Source organism: Roseomonas sp. SRI_022 (assembly GCF_057586215.1).
Window position 1 is genome coordinate 1 of record NZ_JBYCZL010000012.1, and the last position, 15,388, is coordinate 15,388.

14 protein-coding genes and 1 pseudogene are annotated in these 15,388 nt (G+C 69.9%); 3 read left to right on the forward strand and 12 right to left on the reverse strand.

Going from position 1 to position 15,388, the window contains the following annotated elements:
* The 4 genes and pseudogenes from AC2YHJ_RS13520 to AC2YHJ_RS13535 form a co-directional block, all read right to left on the reverse strand.
* Positions 1-312: pseudogene (locus AC2YHJ_RS13520) on the reverse strand (hypothetical protein); the annotation flags it as partial.
* Between the two features lie 31 nt (positions 313-343).
* Positions 344-2,191, reverse strand: a complete 1,848-nt coding sequence (argS, locus tag AC2YHJ_RS13525; RefSeq protein WP_487396585.1) for an arginine--tRNA ligase — start codon at positions 2,189-2,191, stop codon at positions 344-346.
* Positions 2,192-2,325: 134 nt separating this feature from the next.
* Complete coding sequence (locus tag AC2YHJ_RS13530; protein ID WP_487396586.1) at positions 2,326-2,895, reverse strand: hypothetical protein; 570 nt, start codon at positions 2,893-2,895, stop codon at positions 2,326-2,328.
* Between the two features lie 77 nt (positions 2,896-2,972).
* Entirely contained in the window at positions 2,973-4,121 is a 1,149-nt protein-coding gene (locus tag AC2YHJ_RS13535) for a deoxyguanosinetriphosphate triphosphohydrolase (protein WP_487396587.1), read from the reverse strand.
* 104 nt (positions 4,122-4,225) lie between these two features.
* Between AC2YHJ_RS13535 and AC2YHJ_RS13540 the strand changes: the two genes are divergently transcribed.
* Positions 4,226-4,579, forward strand: coding sequence for a HesB/IscA family protein (locus tag AC2YHJ_RS13540; RefSeq protein ID WP_487396588.1), 354 nt, complete (start codon positions 4,226-4,228; stop codon positions 4,577-4,579).
* Positions 4,580-4,588: 9 nt separating this feature from the next.
* Here AC2YHJ_RS13540 and AC2YHJ_RS13545 read toward each other — a convergent pair whose 3' ends face one another.
* Positions 4,589-5,479 (reverse strand): dienelactone hydrolase family protein, encoded by an 891-nt coding sequence (locus AC2YHJ_RS13545; protein ID WP_487396589.1) that lies wholly within the window; start codon positions 5,477-5,479, stop codon positions 4,589-4,591.
* Between the two features lie 230 nt (positions 5,480-5,709).
* On the opposite strand from AC2YHJ_RS13545, the gene AC2YHJ_RS13550 reads away from it, so the two are divergent.
* The gene (locus AC2YHJ_RS13550) at positions 5,710-6,477 is read left to right on the forward strand and encodes an exodeoxyribonuclease III (RefSeq protein WP_487396590.1); all 768 of its coding nucleotides are present in this window, start codon (positions 5,710-5,712) and stop codon (positions 6,475-6,477) included.
* A gap of 3 nt (positions 6,478-6,480) precedes the next feature.
* On the opposite strand, the gene AC2YHJ_RS13555 is transcribed toward AC2YHJ_RS13550, so the two are convergent.
* The 6 genes from AC2YHJ_RS13555 to AC2YHJ_RS13580 form a co-directional block, all read right to left on the reverse strand.
* Positions 6,481-6,879, reverse strand: coding sequence for a hypothetical protein (locus tag AC2YHJ_RS13555; protein WP_487396591.1), 399 nt, complete (start codon positions 6,877-6,879; stop codon positions 6,481-6,483).
* Between the two features lie 345 nt (positions 6,880-7,224).
* The gene (ilvD, locus tag AC2YHJ_RS13560; protein ID WP_487396592.1) at positions 7,225-8,949 is read right to left on the reverse strand and encodes a dihydroxy-acid dehydratase; all 1,725 of its coding nucleotides are present in this window, start codon (positions 8,947-8,949) and stop codon (positions 7,225-7,227) included.
* Between the two features lie 88 nt (positions 8,950-9,037).
* Positions 9,038-10,036, reverse strand: coding sequence for an LLM class flavin-dependent oxidoreductase (locus AC2YHJ_RS13565; RefSeq protein WP_487396593.1), 999 nt, complete (start codon positions 10,034-10,036; stop codon positions 9,038-9,040).
* A gap of 31 nt (positions 10,037-10,067) precedes the next feature.
* Positions 10,068-10,868, reverse strand: coding sequence for a DUF72 domain-containing protein (locus tag AC2YHJ_RS13570; protein WP_487396594.1), 801 nt, complete (start codon positions 10,866-10,868; stop codon positions 10,068-10,070).
* Between the two features lie 35 nt (positions 10,869-10,903).
* Positions 10,904-11,077 carry a hypothetical protein gene (locus AC2YHJ_RS13575; protein ID WP_487396595.1) on the reverse strand — a complete coding sequence of 58 codons (174 nt, stop codon included), beginning with the start codon at positions 11,075-11,077 and terminating at the stop codon, positions 10,904-10,906.
* A gap of 6 nt (positions 11,078-11,083) precedes the next feature.
* Positions 11,084-13,783 (reverse strand): valine--tRNA ligase, encoded by a 2,700-nt coding sequence (locus tag AC2YHJ_RS13580; protein ID WP_487396596.1) that lies wholly within the window; start codon positions 13,781-13,783, stop codon positions 11,084-11,086.
* A 105-nt stretch (positions 13,784-13,888) separates the two neighbouring features.
* Between AC2YHJ_RS13580 and AC2YHJ_RS13585 the strand changes: the two genes are divergently transcribed.
* Positions 13,889-14,857, forward strand: a complete 969-nt coding sequence (locus tag AC2YHJ_RS13585; RefSeq protein ID WP_487396597.1) for a tripartite tricarboxylate transporter substrate binding protein — start codon at positions 13,889-13,891, stop codon at positions 14,855-14,857.
* 27 nt (positions 14,858-14,884) lie between these two features.
* Here the strand turns inward: AC2YHJ_RS13585 and AC2YHJ_RS13590 are convergent, their stop codons facing one another.
* Positions 14,885-15,337: a DUF2497 domain-containing protein gene (locus AC2YHJ_RS13590; RefSeq protein WP_487396598.1), complete on the reverse strand. Its 453-nt coding sequence runs from the start codon at positions 15,335-15,337 to the stop codon at positions 14,885-14,887.
* Positions 15,338-15,388 lie beyond the last annotated feature (51 nt).

Genomic DNA, 15,388 nt, shown 5'->3' on the forward strand with positions numbered 1-15,388 from the left:
GGCCTCAGGCTCTGGCGCCAGGCGTGCGCCGGGCGGCTGGGCGGTGCTGCCGCGGTTACGCTCGAAGATCAGTTCGTCCTGGTTCGGCACGCGCAGCCCGCCGGGATCATCCGGGCGCACCTTGAACGGGCGCGGATCCGGTTCGATCAACGGCACGGAACGCGGCCCGCCGATATGCGACAGGCCCCACCACGCCGCGCCGCCGACCAGCAGCACGCCGGCGAGGCCGCCACCGAAGGCGACCATGCGCCAGGGCGGCCCGCCATCATCGGAACGCCGGACGCGATAGGACGGCACCGGTACTTCTGTCACGCGCCACCCCCCTGGGCCATGGGCAAGCCCGTCAGCGCATTTCCTCCACCGGCGTCACCCCCATGACGCCGAGGCCCGATCGGATCACCGTCGCGGTCGCCGCGACGAGGGCCAGCCGGGCCCGGGTCGCTTCGGGGTCCTCCGCCCGGATGAACCGCAGCGTCGAATCGTCGCGACCGCGGTTCCACAATACATGAAAGTCCCCGGCCAAGTCCCCTAGATAGAACGCGATTCGATGGGGTTCACGCGCTGTTGCGGCCGCTTCCACGGTGCGCGGCCAGGCAGCGATTCGCCGGATCAACGCCATTTCCGCCGGATCGGTCAGCGCCGTCAGCGGTACGGCGGCCAGATCGGCCGTCAGCGTGGCGTCCGTCGCCTCGGCCTGGCGCAGCACGGACCGGCAGCGCGCATGGGCGTACTGCACGTAGAAAACGGGGTTGTCGCGCGACTGCTCGACCACCTTGTCGAGGTCGAATTCCATCTGCGCGTCGGACTTCCGCGTCAGCATGGTGAAGCGCACCGCGTCGCGGCCGACTTCCTCGATCAGGTCGCGCAGCGTGATGTAGGTGCCGGCGCGCTTCGACATGCGCACCGGCTGGCCCGCCTTCACGACGTGCACGATCTGGCACAGCACGATCTCGAGCGGCACCTCGCCATCCGAGACCGCGCGCACAGCCGCCTGCATGCGCGAGACATAGCCGCCATGATCCGCGCCCCAGACATCGATCAGCAACTGCTGCGCACGCCGCACCTTATCCGCGTGATAGGCGATGTCATTGGCGAAATACGTGTTGGTGCCGTCGGACTTGCGCAGCGGCCGATCCACGTCGTCGCCGAAATCGGTGGCGCGGAACAGGGTCTGCGGGCGCGGTTCCCAATCATCGGGCGTCTTGCCCTTGGGCGGTTCCAGCACGCCCTCGTAGATCAGGCCCTTCTCCTCCAGCAGGCGCACCGCGCCTTCCACCGCGCCGGCCTCGACCAGCGCACGCTCCGAGGTGAAGACATCCTGCGTGACGCCGAGCAGCGCGAGGTCCTCGCGGATCTCGGCCATCATCATCGCCACCGCCGTCTCCCGCGCGTTGTCCAGCCAGGCGGTCCTGACCAGCCAGCCGCGTTCCAGCGCGGGGGCGTAGGCGGAGATCGTCTCCTCCTCCGCCAGCGCACCGCCTTCGATGCGGCGTGGCATCAGGCCATCGCCGAAGCGTTCGGCCAGCGCATCGCCGACGGCGACCAGGTAGTCGCCGCGATACTGCAGCGCGACGCCGAAGCGCTGTTCGGTGTTCTCGGCATTCCACTCATCGGCGTCGAGCGTGACGGCGCGGAGGTAGCGCCAATAAGCCGCCCAACCGAGCGCCGCGACCTGGTTGCCCGCGTCGTTGACGTAATATTCCTTGGTGACGGCCCAGCCGGCCTTGGCCATCAGGTTGGCGAGCGCGTCGCCCACCACGGCACCGCGGCAATGCCCGACATGCATCGGCCCGGTCGGGTTCGCCGAGACATATTCGACATTCGCGCGCACCCCGGCGCCGAGCCTGCTGTTGCCATAGGCCTCGCCGGCGCGCAGCACGGCCGGCACCTGGGCGCGGAGGAAATCCTCGTCGAGCCGCAGGTTGACGAAGCCGGGACCGGCCGGCGTCGCCTCCGTGACCATGGGCAGCGCGGCCAGCTTCTCCGCCAGGGCGGCGGCGATCTTTGGCGGCGGCATGCGCGCAGGCTTCGCTGCGACCAGCGCCGCATTCGTCGCCATGTCGCCATGCGTGGCATCGCGCGGCGGTTCCACCTGCACGCGGGCGAGTGCTTCGGCCGGCAGGTCGGGCACCAGGGCGGCGAGCGCGCCGCGCACTTGCTGCGTCAGCAGGGTGAAGATGTTCTCGGTCATATGATGCTCAGGCAAGAAGGTCGGGGCGCTTGATACGCCATGCCGGCGCCCGGGCGTAGCCACCCCGGCCGGGCCATCGACGATTTGCCGTGGCCGATGCGCCGACGCCGCCTTCGGCCGGCGTGGGGCCGACGCTACAGGGTCCGGTCGAAATTGCTCTGGTTCATGGCTGCGAAGGCCTCGATGTCGGCGTCCTTCAGGTGCCACTTCTCCGTGAGAAAGGTCTTGAGGCGCAACGACACCGACCAGGCACCGCCGGCCAGCATGGTGTTGCGGGATTTCTTCGTCGCGGGCGTCCTCGGCCCGATGTTGAGCAGGCCCAGCATCGTCGAGCACTGGACGCAGCAGGGCTTGCCGACGCAATCCAGCGTCACCGCGCCTTCCTGCAGCACGGCCTCCACGGCCTCCTTGCCCATGCTGCCGATCAGGAAATCGAGCGCGTCCATCTCGGCATGGCCGTGGCCGTTGCCGGTTTGGCCTTCATACCCTTCGGGGTCGGAATCGAACTCGTTGCTGTCGACGAAGATCACGGCGCGACATTGTGCGGAGTGGTCGGCATGGTCGCCGTCCTGCTCTTCGGCGGCGAAATTGTCCCACGCTTCCGCGATGTCGAATTCGCGATACTCGCGGCGGGATCGTTTCGGCCGTTGGCTGGTCAGGCCGCCCTGCGACACGGTCCGCTTCGAGCCGTCTGAGCCGCTCATCGCATCAACTCCCCGGGCACCCCAAGCGGGGACGCTATCCGGTCTGTCCGCGGAATGGAATGGCGGAGTGCCGCTGCCTAACCGGGCACGTCCGGGTCTGTCATGCGCCGGTGCTCCTCCAGCGCATAACGGTCGGTCATGCCGGCGATGTAGTCGCAGACCACCAGGGCGCATTGCAGGCTGCCTGCATCGCCCGCGCGGGCACGCCACAGCGGCGGCAGCATCTGCGGTCCACCATGCAGCAGGCTGAACAGCACCTGCACCACGCGCTTCGACTTCGCCATGGTGCGGTTCACCCGCCAATGGCGATACATCCGCGTGAACAGGAACTCCCTAAGGGCGAGGTTCGCCTCGGCCATCGCCGCCGAGAAGGCGACCACCGGCCCGCGCGCCCGGCGGACGTCGTCCACCGTGGCGGGGTTCAGCGCGGCGATGCGCCGGCGCGTCTCGGCCACGACGTCGCCGACCATCATGTTGATGACGCGGCGGATCATCTCGGGCGCCACGCGGTCCTCGGCGGTGCCGGGTCCGGCGGCGCGCGCCTCGGCCAGAGCGTCACCGATCAGCGGCAGCGCGCCCACCTCGTCCAGCGTGAACAGCCGCGCGCGCAGCCCGTCATCCAGGTCGTGGTTGTTGTAGGCGATGTCGTCCGCGAGCGCCGCGACCTGCGCCTCCGCGCTCGCATGGGTGCGCAGGTCGAGCGGATGCGTTGCATCGTATTCGGCGATGTAGGGCGCGGGGCGGCGCAGCGGGCCGTTGTGCTTGGCGAGGCCCTCCAGCGTCTCCCAGGTCAGGTTCAGCCCGTCGAAGCCGGCATAGCGCGCTTCCAGCAGCGTCACCGCCTTCAGCGACTGCGCATTGTGGTCGAAACCGCCATAGGGCTTCATCGCGCTGTTCAGCGCATCCTCCCCGGCATGGCCGAAGGGCGGGTGGCCAAGGTCATGCGCAAGGGCCAGCGCCTCGGCCAGGTCCTCGTCCAGCGCCAGCAGCCGCGCGATGGACCGGGCGATCTGCGCGACCTCGATGGAATGGGTCAGGCGCGTGCGGAAATGGTCGCCTTCGTGATAGACGAAGACCTGCGTCTTGTATTGCAGCCGCCGGAACGATGTGGCGTGGATGATGCGGTCGCGGTCCCGCTGAAAGGGCGAGCGCGTATCGCCCCCCGCCTCCGGATACAGCCGGCCGCGGGAGGTCTCGGGCCGGACGGCGTGGGGCGCGAGAACCATGGCCGGGGCCGTAGCACCCGGGCGCGCCCCCCGGCAACCGCATGACCCGCGTTGGAACGGGCCGCCGGAGCGCCTATCTTGATCCCCGAGGAGTTCCGCCCGCCATGCCCGACGGCACCAGCACCGCCCCCGCCTTCCGCGTCACCGACCGCGCACACGCCCAGATTACCGAGATCGCCTCGCGCGATGGCCGCCCTGCGGCCGGACTGCGCCTGGCCGTCGAGGCCGGCGGCTGTTCGGGCTTCCAGTACAAATTCGGTCTGGAGGACGCCCCCACCGAGGAAGACCTGATCGTCGGCGACGGGCCGGGCCGGGTCTTCGTGGATCCCGTCTCCCTCGACCTGCTGGCCGGGGCGGAACTGGATTGGGCCGAGGAACTGATCGGCGCGCATTTCGCGATCCGCAACCCGCAGGCCGTGTCGGCCTGCGGCTGCGGGACGTCCTTCTCGGTCGGCTGACGCCGGCCGTTATTGCGCCGCCGGGCGCAACGCCCTGGCGAAGAAGGACGCGACCGTCGTCGCCGACAGGCCGGTGAGGTCGGGCCTCGGGACGGAGACGACGCGGCCCTGGCCGTCCGGACGCGGCAGCAGCGACCGGCCCTCGAGGCCGAAGGCCGGGCGGTCCCAGGCATAGCCAGCCGCTGCATATTCGACGCGACGCACCCCGGCGCCCTGGGCGCGCATGAGGTTGGCGGTTGCCTCGCAGGCAGGCGCCGGGTTGGCGCCGTCCTCGCTGCCATGGGCCAGCAGGATCTCGGTATCTGCGCGGCGCCGGATGACGCCCGGCAACAGCGCGGCCACCGTCGCGCAGCCAGGGTAGAACAGCGCCTGGGCTCGGAACGGTGCCTGGGTCCGGGCCGCGGCGATGCCGCCCGCGCCGAAGGCGAGCAGCCCGATCCGCCGCGGATCGAAGCGGTTGTCCGTGGCGAGGGCCGCGGCGGCCAGGTCGAGTTCCGCCGCCTCAGCGTCGGGCTGCAGCACATCGAGAACGGCGATCCCGGCGCCGAGCAGTTGGACCGCATAGGGTTCCGCCCGGGTATCCGAGCCGAGGCGGTCATGCGCGATGACCACGACACCCATCCGGGCCGCATCGGCCGGTTGCGCGGGAAGGGTCAGGGTGGCGGCGAATGGCAGGCTCGCGAAGACCGTCGGGTGCGGCGCATCCGCGCTGGATTCGTGCTCGGCGCCGGCCGTCCCCGGGTGCAGCAGGGCCAGCAGGGTCCAGGCTCCGAGCGCCCAGATCGCGTGGCGGATGGCTGAGCCCCGGTGCCGTCTATGCGGCATCGGTGCGGACGGCGTGATGGCCGGGGCGATCCGGCGCAGGGCGCCGGTCCTCGGCAAGTCGATATGCCGGGCCATGGGACGAGTTCCGTTGCGGATTGCGCGGGCAACAGCAGCATGCGAGGCGTGCCGCCTGCGGTGCTGCAACGCACACACGGAAACGAGAGGACGATGCGCGCCCTCCCCGCCTCGCCCCTGGGCTCCATCGCTGCCGTCATCTGCGGTCCGCTGGCGCCAGCCCGAGGCAATTCGCGGTATGGAATGCGGCGCTCCCGGTCCATCCTTCGTCATCAGCCTGCCGAGGCCCCATGAAACTCGCGACCTTTAACGTGAACTCGATCCGGCAGCGGGCCGGCCATGTGGCGCGCTTCCTCGACAGGGTGAAGCCCGAGATCCTGTTCCTCCAGGAAACCCGCTGCACCGCCGAGCAGGTGCCGTGCGGAGACTTCGAGGCACTGGGCTACACGACCCGTGCCGTCGGCCAGTCCGGCGGGCGCAACGGCGTCGCGGTCATCGCGAACATCCCCTTCGAGATCGTGGCGGAGCATCTGCCCGGCGACGGCGAGGACACCCAGGCCCGCTACATCGAGGTGCGGGCGGCGGGCATCAACGCGGCGGGCATCTACCTGCCCAATGGCAATTCCGGCGGTGACGCAGGCTTCGCCTATAAGATCGGCTGGATGGAGCGGCTACGGGCGGTCGCGGCCGACCGGCTGGACAGCTTCACCCCCTTCGCGGTGCTGGGCGACTTCAATGTCTGCCCGACCGATGCGGACCTGGCCCCGGGCGCGCTGCCGCCAACCGATGCGCTGGTGCGGCCGGAAAGCAGGGCGCAGTTCCGCGCCCTGCAGCATCTTGGCCTGACCGATGCGTTGCGGGCGCTGCACCCGTCGGAGACGCTGTTCACCTACTGGGATTACGGCGCTGCCTTCGAGACCAATCGCGGCCTGCGCATCGACCACGCATTGCTGAGCCCGGAACTCGCAGAGCGCATCGAGGCCTGTGAGGTGGACACTGCGCCGCGGAGCGAAATGCAGCCATCCGACCACACGCCGGTGATCGTCACGCTGCGGTAGGGGTCACCAGCGCCGGTAATATCCGCCGGGCCGGCCCCAATAACCAGGCCGGCCCCAATAACCAGGCCGGCCCCAATAACCAGGCCGGCCCCAATAGCCGGGCCGACCCCAGTAGCCAGGCCCGCCCCAGTAGCCCCGCCCCCAACCAAGCCCGATGCCGATCCCGACGGATGGCGCGACCACGACGGGCGGGGGTGGCGCCGGCACCGCATAGACCGGCACGCCCGTTTCATAGCCATAGGACGGCGGCGCATAGACCACCGGCGGGCCGGGCGGTGGCAGGTAGGCGACAGGGGCGGGCGGCACGGCCGGCGCCGGCCCCCAGCTTCCGTCCGGATACTGCACGCAGCCGCCCAGCGCGGCTGGGAGTAGCAGAGCCAGCACGGACAACATGACGCGCATCCAGCTTTCCCTCCGAGAGGGCCGCCTCAGCGCCAGCGCCAGTATCCGCCCCAGCACCGACCCCAGGCGTCACACCGCCGCGGCACCCAGACCCGACGCGGCCCGACAGGTTCAACATACACCGGCGGCGGCGGCGCAGGGGCAACATAGACAGGACGCGGCGGCGGCAAGGGTTGCGCCGGATAGGCGACGCAGCCAGCGAGGCCGAGTACGGCCAGCGCGGGCAGCAACAGGCGAGGCGTCATGGTCGTAGTCTCCCAGAGGGGCGGCCATGCGGTGCCGCCGCCTTTCAACGCATGGGAAGTCTGGCGCGTTGCGTGTGGCGCCGCGATGGCGCCTTCGTGGCTACTGGTCGGCGTAGCAATGCGTCTCGGCAGCCCCGCCGGGATTGGTCACCGCGCCAAGATACGCCGGCCCCACGAGCTGCGCATACTTCCACAGCGCGCCGGCATTGTAGTCGTGCGGGCGCGGCTTCCAGGCGACGCGGCGGGCAGCGATCTCGGCCTCCGGCACGATCATGTCGATGGTTCCCAAACCGGCATCGATGACGATCCTGTCGCCGGTCTGCAGCAGGGCGATCGGGCCACCGACCGCGGCCTCTGGCCCCACATGGCCGATGCAGAAGCCGCGCGTTGCGCCGCTGAACCGCCCATCGGTGATGAGCGCCACCTTGTCGCCCATGCCCTGGCCGTAGATTGCGCTGGTGGTGGACAGCATCTCCCGCATGCCCGGCCCGCCCTTGGGGCCTTCGTAGCGGACGATGATGACGTCACCGGCCTTGTAGGCGCGGGCCTCGACGGCAGCGAAGGCATCCTCCTCGCAATCGAAGCACAACGCCGTGCCTTCGAAGCGAAGATTGTGCATGCCCGCGATCTTCACGATCGCGCCCTCGGGGGCGAGGTTGCCGTGCAGCGCGACCACGCCCCCGATCGGCGAGATCGGGTTGGTCGTCGGGTACACCACGTCCTGGTCCTTCGGAACGATGACCTCGCGGTGATTCTCCGCGAGCGTCCTGCCCGTCACCGTCAGGCAGTCGCCCTTGACGTAGCCGCCATCGAGCAGCGCCTTGATGATCACCGGCACGCCGCCGATGCGGAACACATCGGCCGCGACATACTTCCCGCCCGGCTTCAGGTCCGCGATGTGCGGCGTCCTGCGCATGATCTCGGCGACATCCTGCAGCGTGAAGCGAATGCCTGCCTCATGCGCCATGGCGGGCAGGTGCAGCGCCGCGTTGGTGGACCCGCCCGTCGCGCCGACGATGGCCGCGGCGTTATGCAGCGCATCCAGCGTGACGATGTCGCGCGGGCGAAGGTTGCGGCGGATCAGTTCGACCACCGCCTTGCCCGAGGCGGTCGCGTAGTCGTCGCGCTGCTCGTTCGGCGCGGGCGCCCCGGCCGAGAACGGCAAGGCGAGGCCGATCATCTCCGACACGCAGGCCATGGTGTTGGCCGTGAACTGGCCGCCGCAGGCGCCAGCACCGGGGCAGGCGTGGCGTTCCAACTCGTCCAGCTCCTCATCCGACATGTTGCCAGCGGCGTGCTGGCCGACCGCCTCGAAGACATCGAGCACCGTCACGTCGCGCCCATGATGCCGCCCCGGCATGATCGACCCGCCATACATGAAGACGGAGGGCACGTTCAGCCGCAGCATGGCCATCATCACGCCCGGCAGCGACTTGTCGCAGCCGGCGATGCCGACCAGCGCGTCGTAGCAATGCCCGCGCATCGTCAGCTCGATGGAATCCGCGATCGCCTCGCGGGAGGCGAGCGAGGACTTCATCGACTGGTGCCCCATGGCGATGCCATCGGTCACGGTGATGGTGGTGAATTCGCGTGGCGTCGCACCCGCCGCCTTCACGCCGACCTTCGCCGCCTGGGCCTGGCGCGACAGCGCGATGTTGCAGGGCGCGGCCTCATTCCAGCAGGAGGCGACGCCGACCAGCGGCTGCTCGATCTCCTCCTTCGTCAGGCCCATCGCGTAGTAGTAGGATCGGTGCGGCGCGCGCTCCGGCCCCAGGGTGGTGTGGCGGCTCGGCAGGCGGGACTTGTCCCAGCGGTTGTCGGACATGGACGGGCTCCCTCGCGCGTGTCGGGGGCCGGTCGCGGACCGGCACCCTCCGGTGATGCACCATATCCCGTGAAGAGGCCCGGGCGCGTCAAGCCGTGACGGCCATCTCCTGCACCTCCGCCAGCAGGGCGAAGGAGCGCAGCCGGGCAGCGTGATCGAAGATCTGCGCGGTGACCATCAGCTCATCCGCTCCCGTCCGGGCGGCAAAGTCGTCGATGCCCCGGCGCACCGTCTCCCGCGAGCCGACCACGGAACAGGACAGCGCATTGTCCAGGATCGCGCGGGCGTGGCGATCCAGCTGCGCCTCGAACCCCTCGACCGGTGCCGGCAGCTTGCCCGGCCGGCCACGACGGAGGTTCACGAAGGCCTGTTGCAGGGAGGAGAACAGGAAGCGCGCCTCGTCATCCGTCTCCGCGGCGAAGACGTTGACGCCCAGCATCACATGCGGCGCGGCGAGCCGTTCGGAGGGGCGGAAGCGGTCGCGATACACCGCGACGGCCTCCATCATCTGCGCCGGCGCGAAATGCGAGGCGAAGGCGTAGGGCAGCCCCAGATAGGCCGCGAGTTGCGCGCCGAAGGTGCTGGAACCGAGGATCCAGACCTCCACCGCCTCCCCCGCGCCAGGCACGGCGCGCAGCGCCTGGTCCGGTTCCGCGGCGCGGAAATACTCGATCAGTTCGACCACGTCCCGCGGGAAGTCATCGGCATCGCCCGCCAGGCTGCGCCGCAGCGCGCGCGCCGCAATCTGGTCCGTCCCCGGCGCGCGGCCGAGGCCGAGATCGACGCGGCCCGGATACAGCGCGGCGAGCGTTCCGAACTGCTCGGCGATCACCAGCGGTGCGTGGTTGGGCAGCATGATGCCGCCCGCCCCGATCCGGATGCGCTGCGTGCCCTCCGCCACATGGGCCAGGGCCACCGCCGTCGCGGCACTGGCGATGCCCGGCATGTTGTGGTGTTCCGCCATCCAGAAGCGCCGGTAGCCCAGCGCATCGACATGACGGGCGAGATCACGCGATTGCCGCAGCGCCTGGCCGGCGTTGCTGCCCTCGGGGATCGGGGAGAGGTCGAGGACCGATAAGGGGATCATCCCCCGCATATGGGCCGGTCCGCGCCGAGCATCAGGGGCGCGAGATCAGCGCCATGGCGGCAGCAGGGTTGCGTTCCTTCGCCCCGCTGATGACGAAGAGGAAGACATCGCGCGGCACGACCGGCGCCGGGCCCGCGACCGGCGGGGCGAGGCCGTCCAGCCCCTGCCCCGCCGCCAGCGCGCGGGCATGCGCGGCCCAGGCGTCAAGCGCCGCCGGCGTATAGCCCGTGGCGTGGTCCTCCGTGGTGCCCATGATGCGCAGATACGCGAAGGGCGCTGTCAGATCGGTGAATTGCGGATACTCGCTATCCGCGGCCGTGACGATCGCGACGCCGTGCTTGCGCGCGATGTCGATGAATTCGGGATGGCGGAAACTCTCGTGCCGCGCCTCGATGGCGTGGCGCAGCGTCAGCCCGCCGAGTTCCTTCGGCAGCAGGCTGAGGAAGGCATCGATATCCGCAGCGTCGAACTGCTTCGTCCCAGCCAATTGCCAGTTGATCGGTCCAAGCTTGGCCTTCAGCGCCGTCAGGCCGCTGGCGAAGAACTTCTCCAACGACGGCCCGGCTTCGGCCAGCACGCGCCGGTTGGTGACGAATCGCGAGCCCTTCAGCGCGAAGACGAAGCCCTCTGGCGTCTCGTCATGCCATTTGGCGAAGCTCTCGGGAGATTGCAGGCGGTAGAAGGTGCCGTTGACCTCGATGCCGGTCAGGTGCTGCGCCGCAAAGGCGAGCTCGGCCTTGTGCGGCAGGCCCTTCGGATAGAAGGCGCCGCGCCAGGGCGCGAACGTCCAGCCGCCGATGCCGATGTGGATGCGTCCCTTGGTGGCTGACACGGCACGATACCTCCGGCATTGGGGATGGACAGGCTTCAGCCGACCGCGAGCAGGAACCCCACCGCGATGGCAATCCCCGCGACGCCGGAGATCGCCTGCGCCACGGATTTCGACAGGCCGCGCTGCGCCAGCAGGTCACGCCCGGTCACGGTGACGATCACGAAGATCGTGATCGCCCCGAACAGGTTGAGCGTGGCGCTGTCGAACATCGATCGTCAGCCCGCGATGCGCGCCATGGCAGCGTCGAGGCGCGCCATCTCGGTCCGCGCGGCGGCGAGGCGGTCGCGGTTCTCCTCCACCACCTCCTCCGGCGCGCGGGAGACGAAGGTCTCGTTGCCGAGCTTGGCCTCGATCTTTTCCGCCTCCCCGGCGATGCGGGCGCGTTCCTTGGCGAGGCGCGCGCGTTCGGCCCCGAGGTCGATCACATCCGCCAACGGCAGCATGATCGTCGCTTCCCCGACCACCGCCTGCACAGCGCCCTTCGGGGCCTCGCCATCCAGCGCACGGATCTCGGTCGCGCGGCCGAGGCGGCGGATCGCGTCCGACCAGCGGTTCGCGCGTTCGAGGCTCTCGCCGGACGCACCGGCCAGCAGCAGCGGCACGGTGATGGACGGTGCGACATTCATCTCGGAGCGCACGGTGCGGACCTCGGAGATCAGCCGCACCACCCAATCCAGTTCGGCCCGGGCCTCGGCGGCACCGGCTATGGATGCCGGTTCTGGCCACGCCTCGCGGATCAGGCTGCCTTCAGGGCCGTAGCCGAGGCGGTGCCACAGTTCCTCGGTCAGGAACGGCATTACCGGATGCAGCATGCGCAGGATGGTCCCGAGCACATGCTGCGCGGCACCCTTCACCTCCTCCTTTTCCGCCCCATCCGGGCCGTTCAGCACCGGCTTGGCGAATTCCAGGAACCAGTCGCAGAAGGTGTTCCAGGTGAAGCGGTAGCAGGCGCCGGCATACTCGTCGAAGCGGAAGGCCTCCAACGCGCCATTGGCTTCGGCCACCGCGTTGTTCGCGGCGTCGAGAATCCAGCGCGACAGCGGCAGGCTCGCCGCGGAGGGATCGAAATCGGCGCGCGGCGCGATGCCGTTCATCTCGCAGAAGCGCGACGCGTTCCAGATCTTGGTCGCGAAGGCGCGGTAGCCCTCGATGCGCTGCTTCGCCAGCTTGATGTCCCGCCCCGGCCCGGCCAGCGCGCAGAGCGTGAAGCGCACCGCATCCGCGCCATGCGCGTCGATCAGTTCCAGCGGGTCGAGGACATTGCCCTTCGACTTCGACATCTTCTGGCCCTTCTCGTCGCGCACCAGGCCGTGGATGCAGACCGTCTTGAAGGGCGTCTCACCCATGAAGTGGATGCCCATCATCATCATCCGGGCGACCCAGAAGAAGATGATGTCGAAGCCCGTCACCAGCACGTCGCCGGGGTAGTACTTCGCCAGTTCCGGCGTCTTCTCCGGCCAGCCGATGGTGGAGAACGGCCACAGCGCGGAGCTGAACCAGGTGTCGAGCACGTCTTCGTCGCGCGTCAGTTCCACCTCGCGGCCGAACTTCGTGCGTGCGAGGGCGCGCGCCTCGTCCTCGGTATGCGCGACGAAGACCTCGCCATCCGCCGCGTACCATGCGGGGATCTGGTGGCCCCACCAGAGCTGGCGGGACACGCACCAGGGCTGGATGTCGCGCATCCAGGCGAAGAAGGTGTTCTCCCACTGCTTCGGCGTGAACACGGTCTGGCCGGTCTCGACGGCCTTGATCGCCGGCTGCGCCAGCGTCTTCGCATCGACGTACCACTGCATGGTCAGCCGCGGTTCAATCGGCACGCCGGACCGGTCGCCATGCGGCACGGCATGGGTATGGGGCTCGATCTTCTCGACGAGCTCCAGTTCCTCCAGCCGCGCGACGATCGCCTTGCGCGCCGCGAAGCGGTCCTTCCCGGCCAGGTCGCGGACGAAATCAAGGTCGCTGACCCCCGCGATGGCGGCGAAGTGGGTCGCGATCTCGTCCAGCATCACCCGCCCTTCCGCATCCAGCACGGAAGGCATCGGCAGGTCGTGGCGCTTGCCGAGCTCGAAATCGTTGAAGTCGTGCGCCGGGGTGATCTTCACGGCACCCGATCCCTTCTCCGGGTCGGAATACTCATCCGCCACCACCGGGATGGACCGGCCAACCAGCGGCAGGATCACGCGCTTGCCGACCAGGGCACGGAAGCGATCGTCATCGGGATGCACGGCAACCGCGGTGTCACCGAGCATCGTCTCCGGCCGCGTCGTCGCCACCACCAGGAAACGGCCCGGCTCACCCTCGACCGGATAGCGCAGGTGCCACAGATGGCCCTTCACTTCCTTGCTCTCGACCTCCAGGTCCGAGATCGCCGTGAGGAACTTCGGGTCCCAGTTCACCAGCCGCTTGTCGCGATAGAGCAGGCCCTCGCGATACAGCCGCACGAAGACCTCGCGCACCGCCTCGGACAGGCCATTGTCCATGGTGAAGCGCTCGCGCGGCCAGTCGAGCGAGGCGCCGAGGCGGCGCAACTGCCGCGTGATCGTCCCGCCGGATTCCGCCTTCCAGTCCCAGACGCGCTTGATGAAGGCCTCGCGGCCCAGCGACCGGCGGTCGGCATTGCCTTGCTGCGCCAGCAGCCGTTCCACCACCATCTGCGTCGCGATGCCGGCATGGTCCGTGCCCGGCTGCCACAGCGCATCGCGCCCCTGCATGCGCCGCCAGCGGATCAGGACATCCTGCAAGGTATTGTCGAGCGCATGCCCGATATGGAGGCTGCCCGTGACGTTGGGCGGCGGGATCATGATGGTGAAGGGCTTGGCGGGCGAAGCGGGGTTCGCCGAGAAGGCGCCGGCGCCCTCCCAGCCCTCATAGAGGCGTTGTTCGATCGCGGTGGGGTCGAAGGACTTGTCGAGCATGGGCGCATCCCTTCATCGCCCGCCGCCCCGCGTCAAGGGCGGCGGAAGCAGGTTGGACGCGCGGCAGGCGCCGGGCTAATGGCGCCAGCACCGGGGAGAACGACCATGAACACCCATCGCCGCCTTCTGCTGGCCCTGCCGGCCGCCGCCCTCGCCCGCCCGGCGCTGGCCCAGGCCCCCTGGCCGGGCGGCCCGATCCGGCTGGTCGCCCCCTTCCCGCCAGGCGGGTCGGTGGACACCGTCTCCCGCCTGCTGCAGCCGCATCTGTCGGCGGATCTCGGCGTGCCGGTGGTGATCGAGAACCGCCCCGGGGCCTCCGGCGCCATCGGCACCGCAAGCCTGGCCCGCGCGCCGGCGGATGGCCTGACCTGGGCCATGGTCTTCGATACCCATGCGGTGAACCCCGCGCTGATCCCCAATCTCGGTTTCGATACCAAGCGGGACCTGTCCACGGTGATGCTGGTCGGCACCTCGCCGATGCTGATCACCACCCACAATTCCCGCCCCTGGCGCACCCTTCAGGAGGTCGTGGCGGCGGCCAGGGCGCGGCCGGACACGATCACCTATGGCTCGATCGGCAATGGGTCGCTCGCCCACCTGACCATGTCGCTGATGCAGAAGGCCGGCGGCTTCCAGGTCGTGCACGTCCCCTATCGCGGCGGCGGGCCGATGAGCGCGGCGGCGGCCGCCGGCGAGCTCGACATGCCGATGGCGACCAATGCCGGGCTCGGCGGCCAGGTGGGCCAGACCCTGCGGCCGCTGGCCCAGACCGGCGCCCGGCGGTCCAGCCTGTTCCCGGACCTGCCAACGGTCGCGGAATCCGGCATTGCCGGCATCGACGCCCTGGCCTGGTGGGGCGTGATCGGCCGCGCGGGCGTGCCCGATGCGGTGCTGCGCCGCTTCCACGCCTCGCTCGAAAAGGCGCTGGCGGTGCCGGATGTGCGGGCGCGCCTCAGCGGGCCGCTCGGCATCGAAGTCGTCGGGTCCAGCCCCGAGGCCTTCGGCAGCTTCCTCGACGTCCAGATGGAGACCTGGGGCCGGGTGGTCCGCGAGAACAACATCCGGCCCGATTGATGCGCCGGCGGGCCGGCGCCGCCTTGGTCAGGCCCGCCCGGCCACCCGCTCGATCTCGGCCCGGACCAGCCGCTCGACGATCGCCGGCAGGTGCTGGTCGAGCCAATCCTTCAGCAGCGGGCGAAGTTCCTCGCGCACCACATCCTCGATGGTCGGCCCACCGCGGGTGACCGTGGCACCGCGTTCCGTGCTGACCGCGCGCAGCAATTGCCCGACCGAAGCGGTCGCGGCCGCCGCGACTGCGGGCGCCAGCAGCGCGTCCGCGGCCAGCGGTGCGGGTGCTGGCGCCGATGCAGCCGGCTCGGGTGCCGTCGCCGGGGTCAATTCCTCGGACTGGCTCACCATCATCTCCTCGGTCAGCAGCAGCGGCTCGTCGGCGGGGGCGGCGGCCGGGGGCAATGGCGCCGCAGGTGACTCGGCGACCGGCCCGGCCTCATCCTCGTTCAGGATGCGGCGGATGGAGGCCAGAATGTCCTCCATCGACTGGTCCGGGGGCGCCGCCGGCGGGATGCCCCCGGGCGGCGCGCTGCC